This is a genomic window from Nocardioidaceae bacterium SCSIO 66511, assembly GCA_023100825.1.
GTDB lineage: Bacteria > Actinomycetota > Actinomycetes > Propionibacteriales > Nocardioidaceae > Solicola.
Genome location: CP095846.1, coordinates 2501102 through 2521725 on the forward strand (window position 1 = coordinate 2501102; position 20624 = coordinate 2521725).

Consider the following 20624-nt stretch of genomic DNA (forward strand, 5'->3'; position numbering starts at 1 on the left):
CCTTCAGCGGGAGGTGAGCGCCTCGAAAAGCTCGGCCGCGGTCTCGGACTCGTCGAGCAGCGCGCCAACGTGCTCACGTGTACCGCGCAACGGCTCCATCGTCGGGATGCGCTGTAGCGAGTCGCGGCCCGGCAGGTCGAAGATCACCGAGTCCCACGACGCCGCGGCGACGTCCTTCGGATACTTCTGCAGGCAGCGGCCGCGGAAGTACGCCCGGGTGTCGGTCGGCGGCTCCTCAACGGCGGTCGCCACCGCGTCGTCATCGAGAATGCGCCGCATGCGGCCGGTGCGTACGAGCCGGTGATACAGCCCCTTCTCCGGGCGGATGTCGGAGTACTGCAGGTCGACGAGATGCAGCTTCGGATGCTCCCAGCCGAGCCCGTCGCGGTCGCGGTACGACTCGAGCAGCGCGAGCTTCGCGACCCAGTCGAGCTCGTCGCGGCACTCCATCGGGTCTCGGTCGAGCCGGTCGAGCACCGACTCCCAACGGCGCAGTACGTCGCGGGTCTGCTCGTCGGCCTCGGTCTGGCCGCTGTCGACGAACCTGCTCGCCTGCTGGAAGTACTCCCACTGCAGCTCGACCGCGGTCATCCGGCGCCCGTCGTCGAGCTCGACCTTGTGCTCCAACGACGGGTCGTGCGAGATGGCGTGTAGGTCGCGAACCGGATCGGCGAGCGAAGGCGAGCGTACGTACCCCGCCTCGATCATCTGCATCACCAGCGCAGACGTGCCGACCTTGAGGTAGGTGGAGATCTCCGACAGGTTGGCGTCGCCGATGATGACGTGCAGCCGGCGGTACTTGGCGGGGTCGGCGTGCGGCTCGTCGCGGGTGTTGATGATCGGCCGTTTGAGGGTGGTCTCGAGACCGACGCGGACCTCGAAGTAGTCGGCGCGCTGGCTGATCTGGAACCCGTGCTCGCTGCCGTCCTGCTGCCGCCCCACGCGCCCCGACCCGCAGACGACCTGCCTGGACACGAAGAACGGCGTGAGGTTCTCGACGATCTGCCCGAACGGCACATCGCGACGCATCAGGTAGTTCTCATGCGATCCGTACGATGCGCCCTTGTTGTCGATGTTGTTCTTGTACAGCAGGATCGGCGACGCGCCCGGGATCTGCCCCACGAGCTCGGCTGCGCGGTGCATCACCTGCTCGCCGGCCTTGTCCCATTTGACGACGTCGAGCGGGTTCGTGCACTCCGGAGTCGAGTACTCCGGATGCGCGTGGTCGACGTACAGCCGCGCACCGTTGGTCAGGATGACGTTCGCGAGCCCCAGCTCCTCGTCGGTCAGCTGCGTCGGATCGGCCCGGTCGCGGCCGACGTCGAACCCGCGGGCGTCACGCAGCGGGTTCTCCTCCTCGAAGTCCCAGCGCGCACGACGGGCCAAGTGGCTCGCGCTCGCGTACGCGTTGACGATCTGGGTGGACGCGAGCATCGGGTTGGCGGTCGGCTGACCCTGCACGGAGATGCCGTACTCGACCTCCGTGCCCATCACTCGACGTACGCTCATCGGTCGTCCTCAGCGCTCGGCGCGCACTCGCGGCTCATGGCGCCCACCATACGTGCGCCGCCCTCTTCTACGGTGGTGACCGTGGACGAACTGGTGCAGCTGTTCGATGACCAACACCGGCCTGCGGGCACCGCACCGCGCTCGCGGGTACGGCGGGAGAACCTCCGGCACGGAGCGACCGGCGTCGTCGTACGTGATCGGCTCGGACGTGTGTACGTGCATCGCCGCACCGACACCAAGGACGTCTACCCGGGTTTGTACGACTTCGCCGCTGGCGGCGTCATCACCGCAGGCGAGGACCCCGACGACTCGGCACGACGCGAGGCGGCCGAGGAGCTCGGTGTGACCGACGCCGAGCTGCGCCGCATCGGGGTCGCGGAGTACGGCGACGACCAGACCCGATACGTGTCGTTCCAGTACGAGGTCACCTACGACGGACCGATCCGCTGGCAGCCGGAGGAGGTCGCCTGGGGCGCCTGGATGACGCTCGAGGAGCTGTCGGAGCGGCTGGAGGATCCGCAGTGGCGCTTCGTACCCGACTCGCGGGCGATGCTCGGCCCCTGGCTGGCAGAGCAGCTCGCCGACCGGACACCGCCCCAAAGCTAGGCCGACGGCGCACGCGTGGGAATGCCATGCGCCCTGCACGCGTCTGCGAGACGGTCGTCGTAGGTCAACATGACGTCCGCGTCGAGGAGTAGCAAGGAGGCCAAATGGATTGCGTCGAGGCTCCGTAGGAGCGGCGCATCGAGTCGTCGCGCCAACGCGATGATGTCTGCAGTGATTGGGCGTTCGAGCACTCCTGCGAGAGCGGCGTCGGCCGCGTCGACCGCACGCTCGGCGGACAGCGTTCGGCGCAATGCCCGCGAAACCTCAACCCAGGCAAGCGATGATGCGAGAAGTGAGTCGCCGTTCGCGCGATGGACCGACACGACCCCCTGCAGCGCCCCCGTCTCTTGTTCGGCTACGACCCGCTTCAGCAGTGCACTCGAATCGAGGTAGACGCGCATGTCACACGCGATCGTCGCGGTCGAGTAGATCCTCGCTCCTGACGCCGCCGGGAAGGCGTGTGAGCTCCGCGTCGGAGAGCTCGCGAAAGGCCGAGCGAGGCGGGAGTACCTGTCCGTCGGCGATCAGTGCCTCGGCGTCGGTTCGCGGTACGGTCGGGAGACGCAGGCCGAGGTACTGATCGACAGCCTCGCGGATGAGTTGCTGTTGTGACCTGCCAGTGTCCGCCGCCCTGTCACGCAGAGCCTTCTCGGCGTCGGCTCGAAGTCTCAGATTCGTCGCCATATCAAAACGGTACCACGAATGGTACCACCCTAGTAGTGGCCGGCGAGCAGCTCTTCGGCGGTTTCTCGCGCCAGAGTGATCGCGTGCAGGTCGTCTCCGGCCGTCGAGGCGGTGATCGCGCCCTCATGCAGCAAGGCGAGCTGCCCGCCCAGGCGCGTCGGATCATCGACGCCGAGCTCTCGAACCAGCTCGACGTACAGCACTCGGATGCCGGTCTTCTCCTCGTGGACGACGTCGAGGCCGCTGTGCCCCGTGCCCGCGAGCTCGGCGTACGCGTTGATGAAGCCGCAGCCGCGCGTGTTGGTCTGCATCCACGCCTCGATCGCGTCGAAGACCGCGAGTACGCGATCTGCCCCGGCTGCAGGATGTGCGTCGAGGAAGCCCGCCAGGAACGTCTGCCAGCGCTCGTACCGGGCGCGCAGGTACGCGAGGGTCAGTCCCTCCTTGGAGCCGAAGCGGTCGTACAGCGTCTTCTTGGTCGTGCCCGCCTCGTCGGCGATGCGGTCGACGCCGACGGCGTTGATGCCGTGCTCGTAGAACAGCTCGCTCGCGGTCGCCAGGATTCGCTTACCGGCGGGTGTCGTCGCCTCTACCGTCGTGGTGGACATCTCGGTTCCTCCTTGGACACTGAAAGTATACAGACCGGTATGGTTACCTGGTCGGTATGGCACAAATCCTGCTCGTCGTGATGTGGAGCTCGGGGTTCATCGGGGCCGAGTTGGGCACCCGGTACGCGACCGCGGACACCCTGCTCGCGTGGCGTTACGCCGCCGCGGCGGTCGTCGTACTGCTGCTGGTGCTCATGACGCGAACACAGATCGGCGGACCGGGTACTCCGCGACAGGCGTTGATCGGTCTGCTCGCCCAGTTCGGCTACCTCGGCGGGATCGTCACCGGCGTCGGTCTCGGCGTGCCGCCAGGCACCTCGGCACTGATCGCCAGCCTGCAGCCTCTCGTGGTCGCAACCGTCGCCGGGCGGTTGCTCGGAGAGCGGACGACCAGGTGGCAGCGGATCGGCCTACTGGTCGGCATCGTCGGCGTCGCGCTGGTCGTCGGCAGAGATCTCGGCGCGGGCGGTGCGCCTTGGTTTGCGTACGCATTGACCGTCGGCGGCATGCTTGCCCTCTCGGCCGGCACGTTGCTGGAACGCCGCTGGCGGCCGAGCCGGACGCTCCTCGAGTCGCTGGCCGTTCAGACGGTGGTCACCGCGATCGCGTTCTTCGTGGTCGCGGGTGCGCTCGGGCACGCCGCGCCGCCCGCATCGCCGGGATTCTGGTGGTCGGTCGCGTGGGTGGTGGTGCTGTCGACGTTCGGGGGCTACGGGGCGTACACGTACGTCGTACGCCACCGAGGCGCCACCACCGCGAGCACCCTGCTGTACCTGACTCCCCCGACGACGATGCTGTGGGCGTACCTGATGTTCGGCGATCCGCTCACCGCGCTCGGACTTGCGGGCCTGGCCGTCTGCGCGGTCGGCGTCGCCCTCGCCATCGGCCGCCCGCACCTCACCGCTGAGGGTCGCGATCGCGGGAGCCCAGGCCGCGAGTGGCGGCGAGTAGGTTGAGTACGGCGATGCCGCCCCAGGCGGCGATGATGCCTTCTGTATCGGCCGTCGCTCCGGCGATGCCGGTGATCGGGATACCGAGTGCGATCGAGACGTACGCGAGCGAAACGGGATAACCCGTGCGCCGCTGGCGCCACCGCTGCCAGCCCTGCCTGCGTACCTCGGCGGCGACGCGGTGCTCCACCTCGGAGTCGATCCGCTCGACGATCGCATCGACGAAGGCGTCGTCGTAATCGGATCCGACCGCTTCGTGGGCCCGCAACGCGGCTTCGAGATCGCGACCGAAAGCCTCGTTGCGGGCCACGCGTACTCCTATAGGTACTGGCCGGTGTTGGCGACCGTGTCGATCGAGCGGCCGGGCTCGCTGCCTTGCTTGCCCGAGATGAGCGTACGGATGAACACGATCCGCTCGCCCTTCTTACCCGAGATACGTGCCCAGTCGTCGGGGTTGGTGGTGTTCGGGAGGTCTTCGTTCTCCTGGAACTCGTCGAGGCAGGCCTGCAGCATGTGCTGAACGCGCAGCCCGCGCTGGCCGTGGTCGAGGAGATCCTTGATCGCCATCTTCTTCGCCCGGTCGACGATGTTCTGGATCATCGCACCGGAGTTGAAGTCCTTGAAGTACAGGACCTCCTTGTCACCGTTGGCGTAGGTGACCTCGAGGAAGCGGTTCTCGTCGGACTCGGCGTACATCCGCTCGACCGTGCGCTGGATCATGCCGGCGACACAGGCGTCGCGGTCGTCGCCGAACTCCGCCAGATCGTCGACATGCAACGGCAGCCGCGCGGTGAGGTACTTGCTGAAGATGTCTTGCGCGCCCTCGGCATCGGGACGCTCGATCTTGATCTTCACGTCGAGCCGGCCGGGCCGCAGGATCGCGGGGTCGATCATGTCCTCGCGGTTGGATGCACCGATGACGAGGACGTTCTCGAGCCCTTCGACACCGTCGATCTCGCTCAACAACTGCGGGACGATGGTGTTCTCGACGTCGGACGAGACGCCGGATCCGCGGGTACGGAACAGCGAGTCCATCTCGTCGAAGAAGACGATCACCGGAGTGCCCTCGCTGGCCTTCTCCCTTGCGCGCTGGAAGACCAGTCGGATGTGGCGCTCTGTCTCGCCGACGTACTTGTTCAGCAGCTCCGGGCCCTTGATGTTGAGGAAGTAGCTGCGCCCTTCCTCGCCGGTCTTATCGGAGACCTTCTTGGCCAGCGAGCTGGCGACGGCCTTCGCGATCAGGGTCTTGCCGCATCCCGGCGGGCCGTACAGCAGCACGCCCTTCGGCGGCTTGAGCTCGTGCTCGATGAACATCTCGGGGTGGAGGTACGGAAGCTCGACCGCGTCGCGGATCGACTCGATCTGACCGGCGAGCCCGCCGATGCTGGTGTAGTCGATATCGGGAACTTCTTCGAGAACGAGCTCCTCGACCTCGGTCTTCGGCACCCGCTCGAACACATAACCGGCCCGCGGATCGAACAACACCGAGTCGCCGGCGCGCAACTTGGTGCCTTGGAGGGAGTCGGCCAGCCGCGCCACCCGCTCCTCGTCGGCGTTGCCGATCACGAGTACGCGCTCACCGTCGGCGAGGATCTCCTTGAGCATCACGACTTCACCGGTCGTCTCGTACGCGAGCGCGGTGACGACGTTCAGTGCCTCGTTGAGGATGACCTCCTGGCCGCGCTGCAGCTCCTCGACCTCGACGGTCGGGCTGACGTTGACCCGCAGCTTGCGACCGCCCGTGAACACATCGACCGTGTCGTCGTCGTTGGCCTGCAGGAAGGTGCCGAAGCCCGTCGGCGGCTGCGCGAGCCGGTCGATCTCCTCCTTGAGGCTCAGGATCTGGTCGCGCGCCTCGCGCAAGGTCTCGGTGAGGCGTTCGTTCTGGGTGCTGGTGGCGGCAAGTCGTGCTTCGGTCTCAGCGAGTCTCGCGTCGGCGCTGCCTCCACCGTGTGCGCCAGAGGAGAGGCGACGGCGAAGGTGCTCGACCTCGGCGCGAAGGTAGGCGATCTCGGGCTCTGCGTCGAGCGGGCGAGAGTTGTCCTGTTCGGTCATCAGGCACCTCCATGCGATCCACGGTCGCCTCCGACCCTACCCGGCAGAACCGTCAATGGTCGTGTGACTTTGCGCGTTTATGAGATTGGTACCCGGCTTTCGTCGGACGCGATCAACCCTGCTCGGTGACGCCCGGTGGGCGAGGACCGGTGTAGTCGGGGCCGTACGCGCCCGGTGCCGGCCGCCGCTTCTTCAGCGGCGCCCGCTCGCCGTGTGCCATCCTGCGCGCGGTGACCAGGTACGCCGTGTGCCCGAGCATCTTGTGGTCGGGGCGTACGGCGAGACCCTCCACATGCCAGTCACGTACCAGGCTCTCCCACGCCTGCGGCTCGGTGAACTCGCCATGCGCGCGTAGCGTCTCGACGATCCGCGAGAGCTGGGTCGTGGTCGCGACGTACGCACAGACGAATCCGCCCGAGACGAGCGCCCGCCCGGCGAAGTCGACGTACTCCCACGGGTCGACCATGTCGAGGATCAGCCGGTCGACATCGCGGTCATGGGACGATTCGCCGAGGTTGCCGACGACGAGGTTCCACGCCGGATGCGGTCCTGAGAAGAGCTGTTCGACGTTGCGCCGTGCGATCTCGGCGAAGTCGTCGCGTACTTCGTACGACGTCACCCGACCCTCCGGGCCGACGGCTCGCAGCAGATGACAGCTCAGTGCGCCCGACCCCGCGCCGGCCTCGACGACCCGAGCTCCGGGGAAGATGTCGGCCGCCGAGAGGATCTGGCTCGCGTCCTTCGGATAGATGACCGCGGCACCGCGCGGCATCGACACGACGTACTGGCTCATCACCGGACGGAACACGAGGTACTCGGCGCCGGCGGGCGTCGTGACGACGAAGCCCTCGTCGCGCCCGATCAACGCATCATGCTTGATCTCACCCTTGTTGGTGAAGAACGATCCGCCGTCCTCGAGACAAATGTTGTGTTTGCGTCCCTTGCTGTCGGTCAGCCGGACCCAATCGCCGGCGGCAAGCGGGCCGCGACGGACCCCCGAAAGTCGTTCTTCCATCGCCCCTCAAGCCTGTACGAATGCGCGGTCGACATCATTGGCGGTGAGCACGCCGTAAACCGAGCCGTCGGGCTCGGTGAGTACGTACTCGGCTGCTGGTGTGCGCTGCATGGCGCGTACGAGATCCTCTCCCGCGAGGTCGGCGGACAGCACCATGCCGGACTCGGTTCGACGGGTGACGCTGGCGATCGACAGCCACGGCCGCCGCTCCTCCGGCGTCGCGAGCACGGCCGCCTCGTTGACAACGCCGAACAGCTGACCACGACGGTCGAGCACGACGATTCCGCCGGCCTCCTGGTCGCGAGCCGCGCGTACGGCCTCGCTGAGTGGCGTGTCGTCGGCGATCGTGAGCGCACGCCGGCCGAGAGTGCGAGCGCTGATCGACGGCAGCTTGCGGCGCACCTTCGCGGAGACGATCGTCTGCGTCGCGCCACCCCACATGAACACCGCGATCACGGCGGCGAACAGGTAGTCGACGATGGACGGCTCCAGATCGAACAGGTAGGCCAGCACCGTCGGGTACGCGAGGATCAGCACGGCGACGACGCGGCCGCTCCACCCCGCGATCAGGGTGCCCGTGGCATCGTTGCCGGTCATGCCCCACACGATGGCCCGGAGAACGCGGCCGCCGTCGAGCGGCATACCCGGGATCAGGTTGAGTACGCCGACGACGAGGTTCGTGATCGCGAGCGCCTCACACGCGAGCCCGACCAGACCGTCGGGAGTGACGTACGTCAGTCCCCACGCACCTGCGGCGACGGCGAGTGACGTGATCGGACCGACGATCGCGATCCAGAACTCCCGCCAGGCGGTCTTCGTCTCGCCCTCGATCTCGGTGACCCCGCCGAGGAAATGCAAGGTGACCGAATGGACCTGCATACCGAATGCCTTCGCCATCAACGCATGCGAGATCTCGTGCAACAAGACCGAGAGGTAGAGAAGTACGGCGAAGGCGAGTCCTGCGAGGTAGCGCAGCTCCCCCAGCCCGGGCGCGACGGCATCGATGTGATCGCCCATCAGGATCGCGATCAGCGCGGCGACCAGCAGCCACGAGGCGCGAACGAGCACGTCGACGCCGGCGATCGTCCCGATCCGGAGGGTTCCGGGCGGTCGCTGCGGTCGATCGTCATCCGGGCGATCGGGCCCACGCCGTTGGTCCACATACCAACGCTACCGGGTCGGCGTGGGCAGGCGTGTCGGCGGCAGGGGCTAGCGTTTCGGGTCCTCAGCCCGCGTAGGCACTCGCCGGCAAACCGGTGACGCCAGGTCGTGCGCGGAACAGCAGTCCCGCCTCAGGCTGCGTCCGGAGTTCGTCGACCGTCAGACCGTCTGTCGAGGTCGTGATGTACAGGTCGCGCAGGTCCGGGCCGCCGAACGTACAACTCGTCACTTTGGTCGCCGGCACCTCGACGACGCGGTCCGCCCGGCCGTCGGGCGTGAAACGACGTACGCAGGAGCCCCCAGCCATCGCGACCCAGACGCCGCCCTCGTCATCGACGGTGAGCCCGTCGGGATTGCCCTGCACGCCGGTCAGCTTGACGAACGCACGCCGGTTGCCGACAGCACCGCTCGTGGGGTCGTATGCGAGCACGTCGATGCGGCGGGTCGGGGTGTCGATGTAGTACATGGTCGTACCCGACGGGTTCCAGCCGAGGCCATTCGACAGCCGCACGCACTCGAGCAGACGATGTACGCCGCCGTCCGCGTCGAGCCGGTAGAGCCCGGCGCCGGGTTGTCGATCGCTGGTCATGGTCCCTGCCAGGAAACGCCCGGCCGGATCGCACTTGCCATCGTTCATCCGCTCGCCACGATCGTCGACGTCAACAAGATGGGTGACCTGGTCACCATCGAGTAGCCAAAAGCCAGTGCCCGCTGCGACCACGTACCCTCCGCCGCGGCGGAGGGCGACCGCGCCGATCGGTATGTCGAGCGTTCGGAGCACCTCATCGCCTGACGTCGGGTCGTACCGATGCAGTTCACCGCGCAGGATGTCGACCCAGAGCAGTGTCTGCGTCGACGCATCCCACACGGGGCTTTCGCCGAGCCATGCGGGCACCGCGGTCACCGCGTGCGCCGACGTCACGCGCCTTGCCCGAGGCCGAGGGCCGCCAAGTCCGTGGAAAGCCGATCGAACTCCTCGTCGTCGAGGCCGATACCCGGCGCCACCAGACGTCGGGAGCAGATGCCAACGTGCTCGAGTGCGGCCTTCCACCCGGCAGGGGGCGAGCCGGTACGACACACGGCGACGAGGTCCTGTACCTGTCGTTGCAGCGTCATCGCCCGCGTCCAGTCGCTCTCCCGCACGGCCGCGTCAATGCCGAGGGACAACCCGGGCGCGACGTTGACGCTCGCGGCGATAGTGCCATGTCCCCCGACAACCAGGCTCGCGAAGAGCATCGTGTCCGTGCCCGTCAGGACCGCGAAGTCCTTGCTGCCCTCGGTGGCGGCGAGCACGGACTGGAAGTACTCGAAGTCGCGGCTACTGTCTTTGATGCCGACCACGTTCCGGTGGCTGGCGAACTCGCCGACGAGATCCGGCGCCAGCCGGACACCGGTCATCATCGGAATGTTGTACAGCATTACCGGAAGTGGCGAGGCCTCGGCGATCAGGTCGTAGTAGCGGCGCACATCCGAGTCGGTCATCGGGAAGTACGACGGCGTAGGCACCAGAGCCGCCTCTGCGCCGAGGTCCGCGAACCCATGGAGCTCAGCGAGTACGTCGGACGGTGTGCCTCCCGCGGGGGCGGGTACTGCCCTCAAGTCACCGGCATGGTCACGTACGGTGCCCAGAACCGTACGCCGCTGCTCCAGGGTGAGTCGAGGGCCCTCGCCCGTCGAGCCTGTCGGACACACGGTCGAGACGCCCGCCGCCCCTATCGAGTCGAGCAGTCGGCGCAGCCCGGCGTGGTCGATTTCACCCTCTACGTCGATCGGTGTCGCGAGCGCAGCATGAACGCCGCCCATGTCGTCGGTCACCATTCGGCGTACCTCCCGTCCTCGTGCCGCCAGTTCGGATCGTGCAGCGTCCAGTCGTGCGGACTCGCCATCACCGCGTCGCGGTCTATATCGATGCCGAGGCCCGCGCCGTCGGTACGCTGGAAAACGCCGTTTTCGGTCAGCAACGGCGACGGGTCGCGCAGGTAGTCGGCCAGGTCACCTCTCGGCAGTCCGGCGTAGCCCTGGTTGTAGTGGAGCCCCGCGCTCTGCTCCTGGATCGGCACATTGCCGCAGCAGAAGCCGATCTGCAGTGATGCCGCCAACGAGATCGGTCCGTTCGGACAATGCGGCGCCACCGCGACGTCATACGCCTCAGCCATCCGTGCGATCTTCTCCAGCTCGAACAGCCCGGTGAGCGAGACATCTGGCTGCAGGATATCGACGACGCCGTCGGCCAGCAGGCGCTTGAACTCCCAACGCGAGGTGAGCCGTTCGCCAGTGGCTATCGGTGTCGAACCTGCTGTGTGTGCGACGTGGACGAGAGCGTCGTAGCACTCTGGCGACACTGGTTCCTCGATCCACATCAATCCATACGGCTCCAGCGCGACGAACAGCGCCTTCGCCATGGCGCGGTGCACACGGCCGTGGAAGTCCATCGCGATCCGCAGGTCGTGTCTGAACTCGGCGCGCAGAGCGTCGACCCGAGCCACGACCTCGTCGACCTTGTGATGCGAGTCGATGTAGTCGAGCGAGCCGGTCGCATTCATCTTCACCGCTGTGAATCCGTGCTCCATTCGCCGCCGTGCATGCTCGACGACGCCGGCTGGCTCGTCGCCGCCGACCCACACGTAGGAATCGATGGTGTCGCGCACCGGCCCGCCCAAGAACTCGTACGCTGCCAGGCCGTGCAGCCGCCCCTTGAGGTCCCATAGTGCCTGCTCAATCCCGGCCGCGGCGGTCGCCAGGATCGGTCCACCGCGGAAGAAGCCGTCGCGGTGCATACGCTGATAGAGGTCCTCAATCCGGCGTACTTCGGAGCCGATGATGTTGTCGGCCAGGTCGGCAACCGCACCCTCCACCGCACGTGCGCGCTTGGGAACGATGCACTCCCCCCAGCCCTGCGCTCCGGAGTCGGTGGTCACGCAGACGAAGATCCACCGTGGGGCGACGCGCAGGACCTCGACGCGTTCGATGGTCTCCACGCTCATCTCGCCACCGCTCGGGTCATCGGTACGCCTCGCCGGATTCCTTGTCGAAGACATGTATCTGCGATCCGACGACACGCATGTCGATCTTGTCGTCGGGGCGTACGACGCGGTCTCGCTCGACCTTCGCGGTGAGGCGCTCGCCGTTGACCCGGAAGTGCACGAACTGCTCAGAGCCGAGCAGCTCGACGACCTCCACAACGCCTTCGACCCGGCCGTCGCCGCGCTCGTCGGCGGGACCAATGAACCGAAGACGCTCAGGGCGGATGCCGACAACGACCTCCTGCTCGGCGGAGCAGTGGGCGAGCGCCGCGGCGCGGTCGGACGGTACGTCGACTCGTACGCCCGAAGCGACCAGGCTGGTCGTGTCCCCAGAGCGCCGCACCCGGCAGGTGACGAAACCCATCGCCGGGGTACCGATGAAGCCGGCGACGAACCTGTTCGTCGGAGATTCGTAGAGCTCATCGGGCGTGCCGATCTGGTTGATGCGTCCGTCGTTCATTACGACAATGCGATCGCCCATGGTGAGCGCCTCTACCTGGTCGTGCGTCACGTACACGGCGGTCGCCGTCACCGCGCGGTGGACCTTGAGGATCTCCGCACGCATCTGGACGCGCAGATGCGCATCCAGGTTGGACAACGGTTCGTCTAGCAGGAACACGGCGGGGTCGCGCACGATCGCGCGACCGAGTGCGACCCGCTGCCGCTGCCCACCGGACAGCTGTTTCGGCCGCCGGTTGAGCAAGGTTCCGATGTCGAGCAGCTCGGCGGTGTCGCGTACGTGCTGATCGATCTCTCCCTTGGCGATCTTGCGGCGCTTGAGCCCGAACGCCATGTTGTCGTACACGCTCATGTGCGGGTAAAGGCCGTAGTTCTGGAACACCATCGCAATGTCGCGGTCGCCGACATCGACATCGTTGACGAGCAGGTCGTCGAAGTAGACCTCACCCTCGCTCAGGGTCTCGAGACCGGCGATGATCCGCAGCAACGTGGTCTTGCCCGAACCGGACGGGCCGACGAGCACCAGGAACTCCTGATCGTTGATGTCCAGGTTGCAATCACGCAGGACGGGGACGTCACCGTACCGCTTCTCCACACCCCGCAAAGCGATGCTTGCCATCGAGTTCTCCCCTCTCACTTAGCCTGGAATCCGGTCTCGAACGGATCGGGTTTTCGGCTGATCCGTCGACCGCCGTCGACGGGCAGGACCACACCGGTGATGTACGAAGCGTCATCGGAGGCAAGGAAGGAGACCGCTCCCGCGACCTCCTCCGGTCGGCCACCGCGCCCCAGCAGCGCCGCGGCGGGCGCCTCTACGAGAGCGTCGTCCGCGTCCTCAAGGCTGCGTTGGAATGCGTCAGTGTGGATTACGCCCGGCGCGACCGCGTTGACCCGGATGTCCCAAGGTGCGAGCTCGACCGCCAGTGATCGCGTCATCGCAGAGATCGCACCCTTGCTTGCGCCGTACGCCGAGTACGTAGCCACTGGCAGCGCCGCCTGAATCGAGGTGATGTTGATGATCGAACCGATCCCCCGTGAGCTCACGTGGTCGGCGAATGCGCGCGAGAGGTCGACGGCGGCGATCAGGTTGGTCTCGACAACGCGGTCCCATTCGGACAAAGGCAGATCGAGGAGACCCAGCCGCGGACCGTGGTAAGCCGCGTTGTTGACCAGCAGTTCCACTTGTCCGAACTTCTCGACCGTCTGAGGCACCACCTGTCGGCGCCGGACACGGTCCCCGAGATCGACGACCAGAGCCTCGGCCGCGTCGCCGATGGACGCACACGTCTCCAGTACGCCTTCAGCATCACGGTCTACACAGGCGACGGCGTACCCGTCGGACGCGAGGCGCACCGCAATCGCGCGGCCGATGCCAGCGGCCGCGCCGGTGACGATACAGCCGGGTCTGCGTGCTTCGGGTGTCGATCCCGTCACTGACCGGCCACCGCCCCGGCTGTGAGCCCGCGGACGATCGAGCGCTGGATTGCGAAGAAGGCGATCATCAACGGCAACGTCGTCACACAAGACGCCGCCATCATGCCACCCCAGTCCGTCTTGAACTGTCCGGTGAAGCTGAGAAGCAGGCCACCAGGGAGGGTCTGGTTCTCCAGCGTGTTGATGAACGTCAGCGGGTACAGGAGGTTGTTCCAGGACTCCATGAACACAAAGGTCGCCGTGGTGAACACGCCCGGCCAGACCAGCGGCAGCACAACCCGGAACAGGATCTGCCACCGCGGGTAGCCGTCGATGCGGGCGGCTTCCTCGACCTCTTTCGGGACGCCGTCGAAGAAGCCCTTCATCATCCAGACGCCGAACGGCACGACGAACGAGGTGTATCCGACGACCAGTCCTGCAATGCTGTTCAGTAGGTGGGCGTTCAGCAGCAACAGGTACAGCGGCCCGACGAGCACGACCAGCGGCAACATGCGCACGATCAACACCAGATAGCCCATCAGTCCCTGCAGCCGGTACTTACCGCGCGAGAGGCTGTAGCCGCCGAGCACCGAGATGACGATCGTCAGGACCGCGGAGACGAGGGACGAGACGACGCTGTTCACCAGAAAGGACATGAACGGAAGCGATTCGCCGACAAGCTTGTCGTAGTTCTCGAGCGTGAAGTCCTTGGGCCAGAACGTCGGATGAAGCTGTGCCACCTCAGACGCCGATTTGAAGGACGTCGCGACCATCCAATACACCGGCGCCAGTGCGACGACAACCGCGATGACGACCGCGATCGTCTGCAGAAGCGTACCGATCGTGAACCGTCGGCGGGTCCTGACGCGTGCCGTCGGCCTAGCCGTGTCGGTCATGTCGTCCTCTGCATCCGTCGTACGTAGAACACGGCGAAGATGAGCAACAGCAGTAACCACACGACGCCGATCGCGGATGCGTACCCGAGGTTGAAGCTCTGGAACGCCTCGCGGTAGACGTAGACGACGAGCGTCGTTGTGGAGTACGCCGGACCGCCCTCCGTCATCGCCCAGATCTTCTCGAAGTCGTTGAAATTCGCGATCACCATGAGCAGTACACCGATCATGCCCGCGTTGCGCATGTACGGAAGCTTGATGCGGCCGACCATCGCCCATACCCGGGCGCGGTCCACCCGTGCGGCTTCGATCACTTCGTTGGGGACCGCGGCCAACGCTGCAGCGAAGATGAGCACGAAGAACGGTGTCTGCACCCAGATATTGGCCACCATGACTGACGGCATCGCCCAGGTAGAGGAGGCGAGCCAGGACACGTTCTGGTCGATGATCCCGAGGTTCGAGAGAATCTCGTTCACGACACCGTTCTGCTCCTCCAGCGCGTACCGGAAGAGGAAGGCAACGACGACGAACGGCACCGCCCACGGCGTGAGCAGTAACGTCTTCGCTAGTCGGAACTTCCCGACGAGATTCTCGGTCAGCAGCGCGAGGGCTGCGCCGGCCACGCAGGACACAGCAACGGAGCCGAATGTGTAGACGACCGTGTTACGCAATGCCGTCCAGAATGTCGCGCTCTGCAATAGGTCTCGGTAGTTGTCCAATCCCACGCCCTGCTCGGGATAGGGGCTAACGGTGTTGTAGTCCGTAGTCGATAGCATCACCGCGCGTACGACGGGGTACGCGATGACCACGCCCAAGACAATCAGCGTCGGTGCGATCATCCAGTCGAACCACGGTGCACGCCGCCGCTTGGCGCGCGGGTGGACCTTAGGCCGCGCCTCGGTCGTGATCGTCACCAGTACCTCAACCGAGTGCGGACTCGAGGTCGGATTGCATCGATGACGCGATGTCGTCGATCGATGCGTCGCTGGTGATCGCCTTCTGTACGCCCACCATGATCGGCCCGAACCCCTGCGTGTACTCCTGTCCATACGGCGGTGTGGTCAACGTGGGGTTGATCTTCTCGAAGAACTCGTTGTTCACAGGTGTGTCGAGCTGTTTCGCGATCTCGCCGGTCGGCTTCTCCACCGGCGGGAACGACGCGGCGACCGGGATCGTGTAGTCCTGGATGGACTTATCGTTCATCGACAGGAATTCCACGAACTTCCATGCGGCCTCCTGGTCAGGTGAGTCGTTGAAGACAACGAGCTGGTGCCCAGCGCCCACTGCGTACGAATCACCGCTCGATGCAGTCGGGAGGGTCGTCACACCCCACGTGTCGTAGAACTCCTCGTCGGACATGCCGTTGGTGTCCTGTACGACGCCCTGCATCAGGTTCTGGTCCCACATGAACGCGACTTGGTCCTCGGCGGCCATTGGACGGAAATCGCCGACCTTGACGTTCGGCTGGATCAGGTCGTTGTCGGCCATCTCCCGCATGAACGACAGGTACTCCTGCATTTCGGGCGTGTCAGCGTTCGCCTTGCCGTCAGCGATCGGCTCAGCGCCGAACGTGCGCATCCACGACCAGTTCGAGTCAAGACCGAACGACCGGTTCGTGGTGTCGATGCCGAGACCGATGACGTCAGGGAACTTCTTCTTGATGGTCGTCATCGCGTCCATCAGGTCGTCGGTGGTTGTCGGCGGCCTATTCGGATCGAGTCCGGCCTTCTGCATCAGCGACTTGTTGTACCAGAAGCCCTGCGGGGAGTCGGTCCACGGCCACGCGACGAGTTTGTCGTTGTACGTCCCGGCGTCGACGTCGGCCGGGTTGAGCTTCGCGATAAGCGAATCATCAGCGAAGTCGTCAAGGGCTACGAGCGACTCGGTGGCGGCGAGAGACGCTGTGTCGTTGCCGGCGATCTGAGCGACATCCGGCGGGTTGCCGGACTGCGTACGCAGCACCAACTGATGACCGATGTCGGTGAAGGACAGTGCTTCGCTCTTCACAGTGATCCCGGGGTTCTGCTTCTCGAACTCCTTGATCAGCGCATTGATGCCCGGTCGAGTTGTCGTCTCGGCCGATGCCCAGTTGGCGAAGGTGATCGTCCCTTTGCTGTCGCCTTTGCCTCCGGCGGAGGAGTCATCGCCGCCGCACGCTGCGGCCGTCAACACCAACGTACCTACGGCAGCGATCGCGGAACAGCGCCGCACCTGACGGCGCCACGAATGCCTACGCCCGGACTCACTTGGTTGCGGCATCTCTGTCGCCCTCCCGACTGGAAAACTTCCCAAGAGGTTAGACCTCTGGTGACATGACCGCAATAGGTCAGATCGCGAGCGCCGAGGTCTCCTATTCAGTCGCGTCCTCGGAGCGCCTTCTGTTGAGCCTCGATTCGGCGCATTGCTGCGCGGTGTGCGGCTCGTATATGCGATCGTGCGGCACGCCGGGCCGCGCCCGGGTCGCGCTGCGAGAGCGCCGCATAGATGCGTTCGTGGTCCTGCCGCGACAACTCTGCCCGCCCGGGGATCGTCAGCGTGGTCTCCATTCCGGAGACCAGCATTTCGCTCAGCACATGGCTCGTCTGTTGGAGGAAACGGTTACCGGCGATCTCGGCGATCGACAGGTGGAAGTTCGTGTCCAGCTGCCTGAGGGCGTCGAAGTCCGGTTCGGGTGCCCTTACCGAGTCCATCTGGTCCAGCATCGAGCGAAGTCGCTTCAGGTCAGCATCGTCGGTGCGCTCTGCGGCCCACCCCGCGGCCGGAACCTCGAGCACCTCACGCATCGCGTAGAGCTCAGAAAGGTTCATCTCCTGGTCGACCAGGGATGCACGCAGCTCCTGTTCGGACAACGGCGGCCGAACGAATACTCCCCGGCCGTGCTTGACCTCGAGTCTGCCGTGCGCCTCCAGGATTCGTACCGCCTCGCGCAGCGAGGGTCTGCTGACGCCTAGCAACTGTGCCATCTCGCGCTCGGACGGAAGCCGATCACCGGCCTGCAGGCTCTCTTCGTGAATCAGCTGCTCGACTTGGCGGACGATTCGCGCGGAAACACTCCCCTGCTGGGTCACTTGCTGCCACATAGTAAGACCTTCGGCTCGTAGGGCGGATTCAGCCTAATGATGCAGGCGGTGCGGCGGTTGGACCTATCGCTGATCGCTGTCTTGCCCGCCCGACATCTGCTCAGCGACCTCCAGATCAGCCACCGATGCGACGTCGGCGACGCCATTGGTCGCCTCGAGCCGCAGGTAACGGGCCCGCGCCGCCGGCCAGGTCGCGTACTTGCGAGCGGCCCCGTTCGGCCATGTGCCAGCCTCGACGACCTTCTGGAAGTTCGTCCCGTCGGTGCTGACGTAGACGTTGTAGTCGGAGATCGTACCGTTCGCGTTACCGTCCTGGCGGGGCAGATATCCGAGCCCGTTCACGTCGTGCTCACGCCCGAGGTCCAGTGTCAACGAGGCCGGCAACGGCCCGGTGGCGGCCGGCGAGGTATGCCAGAAGGTCGTCGGATCACCACCGTCGATCGCACGGCAAGCCTCGTAGCCGGGTCCGTAGCTGCTCGTCGCAGTGGCGGACATCTCCGACTGTGGCACTACGTGATCGAATCGGGGATCGTCCGGGCCTCCGGTGTCCTCGGGCAGCGTCGTCGTCAGACTCGGACCCGGCCGGGCGATGACGTCGACTTCGGACAGCGAGGCCGGGTCCTCGCCGCAACCGCCGGCGGGAGCGGCCAAACGCACGTAGCGCGCAGTCCGTCGGCGATCCAGGACGACGGCTTTGGTCGACGACGAACGACTCCAAGTTCCCGATGCGACCGTACGGAAGGTCTTGCCGTCGCGACTCGTCTGTAGCCGGTAGTCGGTGATCATGGCGGTCGTCGATCCGTCGATGCGTGGCCGAACGAGGAGGCCGTTGATCTGTCGGGGGCGATGCAGGTCGAGCGTCAGGGTATGTGGCGGTCTTGCAAGCGGATCGAACTCGGTCTGCCAGACCGTCTCGGGTCGATCGTCGATCGCGTTGGATGCGCGCAGGCTATCGCCCTGATAGAAGCCATGGTCGCTGGATGCCTGGACCGACAACTGGTCCTTCGGTATCGTCCGCGGCGCCGTCGCGGTGGGAGTCACACCCACGTCGTCGAACTGAGCGTGTCCCCACTTTCCAGTCTGCAGTGCGACGTTGCCCTGCAGGTGCCTGGCATCGTGCACCCGGGCGATACGGGTGCCGTCGAGCAGCGCAGTAAGCCGGTCACCGCGCATCCGCAGCGCGACACGGTGCCACTCGTGCGGATCGATCGCCGCTTCGCCGGAGGCGAGTTCGATACGCCGGCGGGTTCCCGGATCGACTGAGTACAGCGACCAGCCGTCCGTGCCAACGCGGAGGTGGTATCCGCCGACGACGTTCTCAGTGCCCGTCACCTGGCTGGAGACCCGTCCGATCACCTCGGCGTAGTCAGCGCCGTCGAGCAGCACCTTTGCCCGTGCCGTGTAGTCGCCCCACCATCGTGGGTCGCCGACCACCGTGGTCGGCGGCAGGAACCCGGAGTCGTTCCACGTAACCGGCTGTTCGGGCGTCTGCTGGCGATAACAGCGGCCAGCACGTCCACCACCGCACGACACGATCTCGAACGCGCCATTGACATCGGAGAAGTAGCGGGCGAGCTCCTCGCTTCGCCCCTCTCCCTCGAAATCCTCCTCATACGGCAGCTCCAACTGCTCGTGCACATCGGACGACGGCAGCGCATCTCCCTTGCCCGCGTCAGTTCGCGTGCTGACCGAGTACAGGTGCCCGGGTTCGACCTCAAGTTCGTACGATCCACCGCGTGGTGTGATTGCACCCTCGTGGCGGAAGAGCTCTCCATCCTTGTGTGTGCCCGACCTCAGGTCGCTGCTCCACACCTGCAACTCGGCCTGCGGGAGGTTCTCGAGATCAAACCGCACAGTGGTCGGCCGCGCGATATCCATCCCCTCGACAATGGTGCTGAAGTCATGGCCCGATGGAGAGACCAGGCTGGTGTACGTCGCGCCCGAGTCAAGCCGGCCGCTGCCGGTGTCGAGATAGTGCCAGCCGGGCTCGGTGAACTGGGTCGTGTGCGCGTTCGCCCAAATACTCTTGCCGACGTCGTAGAAGCCGGACCATGGCCATTCCGCGACCATCAAACCGCTGTCGGCGATCGGCAGATTCGCATACCACGCCGAGATGAGCGACCAGCTCGTATAGGAGCTCATCCGGGCGTCGATGTACATCCGATTCAGCGCTCTGGCGATTGGCGCCGCGCCGACGTCACGGCTGCCCGCCGCGTTCTCGCTCATCCATAACGGCTCTCCGAGCTCACGCGCGGTGGGCGTGCTGGCACAGTCGGTGTACTCGCTCCGGTGTCCGCAGGCGAAGTGCACGCCGACGACATCAACCGCCTCCTTGAAGGCGCGGTCTTCGGCCATCGAGTCGGCCACCCGCCAGAGCTTGGCCGAACAGCAGTCGTCGGCCGCGACGACATCCACATACGGATAGTGCCGATCGAGGGCGCGGGCCAGCCGTACGTACCACTGTGTGTCGTATCCGCGCTCGTTCCAGCCGCCGAGATAGTCGATGTGCAGGCCATGGCGTTCCGCGCACTTTAGCCAGCTCAGGTAGAAACCGATCGTCAGCTGCGAGTAGAAGCCACCATCAGGGGTGCCATCGTCGCCACGAGCCCAGCCAGGTGCTCCCCAGGCCAGCGCCGACAGCGTGATGTCCGGGTTGCGCCGCTTGGCCTGTTTCATCAGCCACCATTCGTACCCACGTCCGCAGTCGACCTCACCGTTCGTGCGCTGATGGGTCAGCTCGGAGCCGGATGTGGAGTTGACGTCGGAGCCGATCTCAACCTTGAGCATCTGCAGAGCCGCGCCGTATCCGGGCTTGAAAAGGTAGTCAAGAATCTGTCCGCGCTGCCGGGCCGGGTAGTCGTAGAGCAGACGAGACGACCCACCAGCGCTCAGCGCACCGACACCGTCGAACCGACGTCCCCTACTCGCACCATCGATGATCGCGGTCTCCCCCTCCGCACCCCAGTTCGTCGACTCTGTAGAGGACGACGGAACTTGGCCCCGTTGCGGCCGTGCGGCCGATCCGGGAATTGCCTGTATCAATCCCACCGTCAGTACGGCGACGACGAGTGCGTACCAGATCGGACGCGGTGACGGGTGCATGATCGTTCGTCCCTCCCGGCCGCCCCGATGCGAGCCTTGCGCACACAGGTAAGACCTCTGTCCGCT

General features: G+C 65.8%; 20 protein-coding genes. 2 read left to right on the forward strand and 18 right to left on the reverse strand.

Annotated elements, in window-relative coordinates:
• Window positions 1-3: 3 nt before the first annotated feature.
• Window positions 4-1509, reverse strand: coding sequence for a proteasome accessory factor PafA2 (locus tag MU582_11730; GenBank protein ID UPK73119.1), 1506 nt, complete (start codon window positions 1507-1509; stop codon window positions 4-6).
• 81 nt (window positions 1510-1590) lie between these two features.
• On the opposite strand from MU582_11730, the gene MU582_11735 reads away from it, so the two are divergent.
• Entirely contained in the window at window positions 1591-2115 is a 525-nt protein-coding gene (locus tag MU582_11735; GenBank protein UPK73120.1) for an NUDIX domain-containing protein, read from the forward strand.
• Here the strand turns inward: MU582_11735 and MU582_11740 are convergent.
• The 3 genes from MU582_11740 to MU582_11750 are packed head-to-tail and all read right to left on the reverse strand — an operon-like array spanning window position 2112 to window position 3407.
• Window positions 2112-2516, reverse strand: coding sequence for a type II toxin-antitoxin system VapC family toxin (locus MU582_11740; protein UPK73121.1), 405 nt, complete (start codon window positions 2514-2516; stop codon window positions 2112-2114). The genes MU582_11735 and MU582_11740 overlap by 4 nt on opposite strands.
• 1 nt (window position 2517) lies before the next feature.
• Window positions 2518-2799 carry a ribbon-helix-helix protein, CopG family gene (locus MU582_11745; GenBank protein ID UPK73122.1) on the reverse strand — a complete coding sequence of 94 codons (282 nt, stop codon included), beginning with the start codon at window positions 2797-2799 and terminating at the stop codon, window positions 2518-2520.
• 29 nt (window positions 2800-2828) lie between these two features.
• On the reverse strand, window positions 2829-3407 hold the full coding sequence (locus MU582_11750; GenBank protein ID UPK73123.1) for a TetR/AcrR family transcriptional regulator: 579 nt from the start codon (window positions 3405-3407) through the stop codon (window positions 2829-2831).
• Window positions 3408-3463: 56 nt separating this feature from the next.
• Between MU582_11750 and MU582_11755 the strand changes: the two genes are divergently transcribed.
• Complete coding sequence (locus tag MU582_11755; GenBank protein ID UPK73124.1) at window positions 3464-4363, forward strand: DMT family transporter; 900 nt, start codon at window positions 3464-3466, stop codon at window positions 4361-4363.
• Here the strand turns inward: MU582_11755 and MU582_11760 are convergent.
• From MU582_11760 to MU582_11825, 14 genes are all read right to left on the reverse strand, one after another.
• Window positions 4305-4667: a hypothetical protein gene (locus tag MU582_11760; protein ID UPK73125.1), complete on the reverse strand. Its 363-nt coding sequence runs from the start codon at window positions 4665-4667 to the stop codon at window positions 4305-4307. The genes MU582_11755 and MU582_11760 overlap by 59 nt on opposite strands.
• 8 nt (window positions 4668-4675) lie before the next feature.
• Window positions 4676-6412 (reverse strand): proteasome ATPase, encoded by a 1737-nt coding sequence (arc, locus tag MU582_11765; GenBank protein UPK73126.1) that lies wholly within the window; start codon window positions 6410-6412, stop codon window positions 4676-4678.
• 112 nt (window positions 6413-6524) lie between these two features.
• Window positions 6525-7427 (reverse strand): tRNA (adenine-N1)-methyltransferase, encoded by a 903-nt coding sequence (locus tag MU582_11770; GenBank protein UPK73127.1) that lies wholly within the window; start codon window positions 7425-7427, stop codon window positions 6525-6527.
• Window positions 7428-7433: 6 nt separating this feature from the next.
• Window positions 7434-8588, reverse strand: a complete 1155-nt coding sequence (locus MU582_11775; protein UPK73128.1) for a site-2 protease family protein — start codon at window positions 8586-8588, stop codon at window positions 7434-7436.
• A gap of 64 nt (window positions 8589-8652) precedes the next feature.
• Window positions 8653-9510: an SMP-30/gluconolactonase/LRE family protein gene (locus MU582_11780; GenBank protein ID UPK73129.1), complete on the reverse strand. Its 858-nt coding sequence runs from the start codon at window positions 9508-9510 to the stop codon at window positions 8653-8655.
• The gene (locus MU582_11785) at window positions 9507-10406 is read right to left on the reverse strand and encodes a dihydrodipicolinate synthase family protein (GenBank protein ID UPK73130.1); all 900 of its coding nucleotides are present in this window, start codon (window positions 10404-10406) and stop codon (window positions 9507-9509) included. Before MU582_11785 ends, MU582_11780 begins: the two co-directional genes overlap by 4 nt.
• A complete protein-coding gene (gene dgoD, locus MU582_11790; GenBank protein ID UPK73131.1) occupies window positions 10400-11572 on the reverse strand; it encodes a galactonate dehydratase in 1173 nt (390 codons plus the stop codon). The genes MU582_11785 and dgoD overlap by 7 nt, the downstream gene beginning before the upstream one ends.
• 16 nt (window positions 11573-11588) lie before the next feature.
• The gene (gene ugpC / locus MU582_11795) at window positions 11589-12689 is read right to left on the reverse strand and encodes a sn-glycerol-3-phosphate ABC transporter ATP-binding protein UgpC (protein UPK73132.1); all 1101 of its coding nucleotides are present in this window, start codon (window positions 12687-12689) and stop codon (window positions 11589-11591) included.
• A gap of 14 nt (window positions 12690-12703) precedes the next feature.
• Window positions 12704-13504 (reverse strand): SDR family oxidoreductase, encoded by an 801-nt coding sequence (locus MU582_11800; GenBank protein ID UPK73133.1) that lies wholly within the window; start codon window positions 13502-13504, stop codon window positions 12704-12706.
• On the reverse strand, window positions 13501-14379 hold the full coding sequence (locus tag MU582_11805) for a carbohydrate ABC transporter permease (GenBank protein ID UPK73134.1): 879 nt from the start codon (window positions 14377-14379) through the stop codon (window positions 13501-13503). Before MU582_11805 ends, MU582_11800 begins: the two co-directional genes overlap by 4 nt.
• Window positions 14376-15290 (reverse strand): sugar ABC transporter permease, encoded by a 915-nt coding sequence (locus MU582_11810; GenBank protein ID UPK73135.1) that lies wholly within the window; start codon window positions 15288-15290, stop codon window positions 14376-14378. The genes MU582_11805 and MU582_11810 overlap by 4 nt, the downstream gene beginning before the upstream one ends.
• A 7-nt stretch (window positions 15291-15297) precedes the next feature.
• Complete coding sequence (locus MU582_11815) at window positions 15298-16635, reverse strand: sugar ABC transporter substrate-binding protein (protein ID UPK73136.1); 1338 nt, start codon at window positions 16633-16635, stop codon at window positions 15298-15300.
• A gap of 95 nt (window positions 16636-16730) precedes the next feature.
• The gene (locus MU582_11820; protein ID UPK73137.1) at window positions 16731-17456 is read right to left on the reverse strand and encodes a FadR family transcriptional regulator; all 726 of its coding nucleotides are present in this window, start codon (window positions 17454-17456) and stop codon (window positions 16731-16733) included.
• Window positions 17457-17519: 63 nt separating this feature from the next.
• Window positions 17520-20558, reverse strand: coding sequence for a discoidin domain-containing protein (locus MU582_11825; protein ID UPK73138.1), 3039 nt, complete (start codon window positions 20556-20558; stop codon window positions 17520-17522).
• Between the last annotated feature and the right edge of the window lie 66 nt (window positions 20559-20624).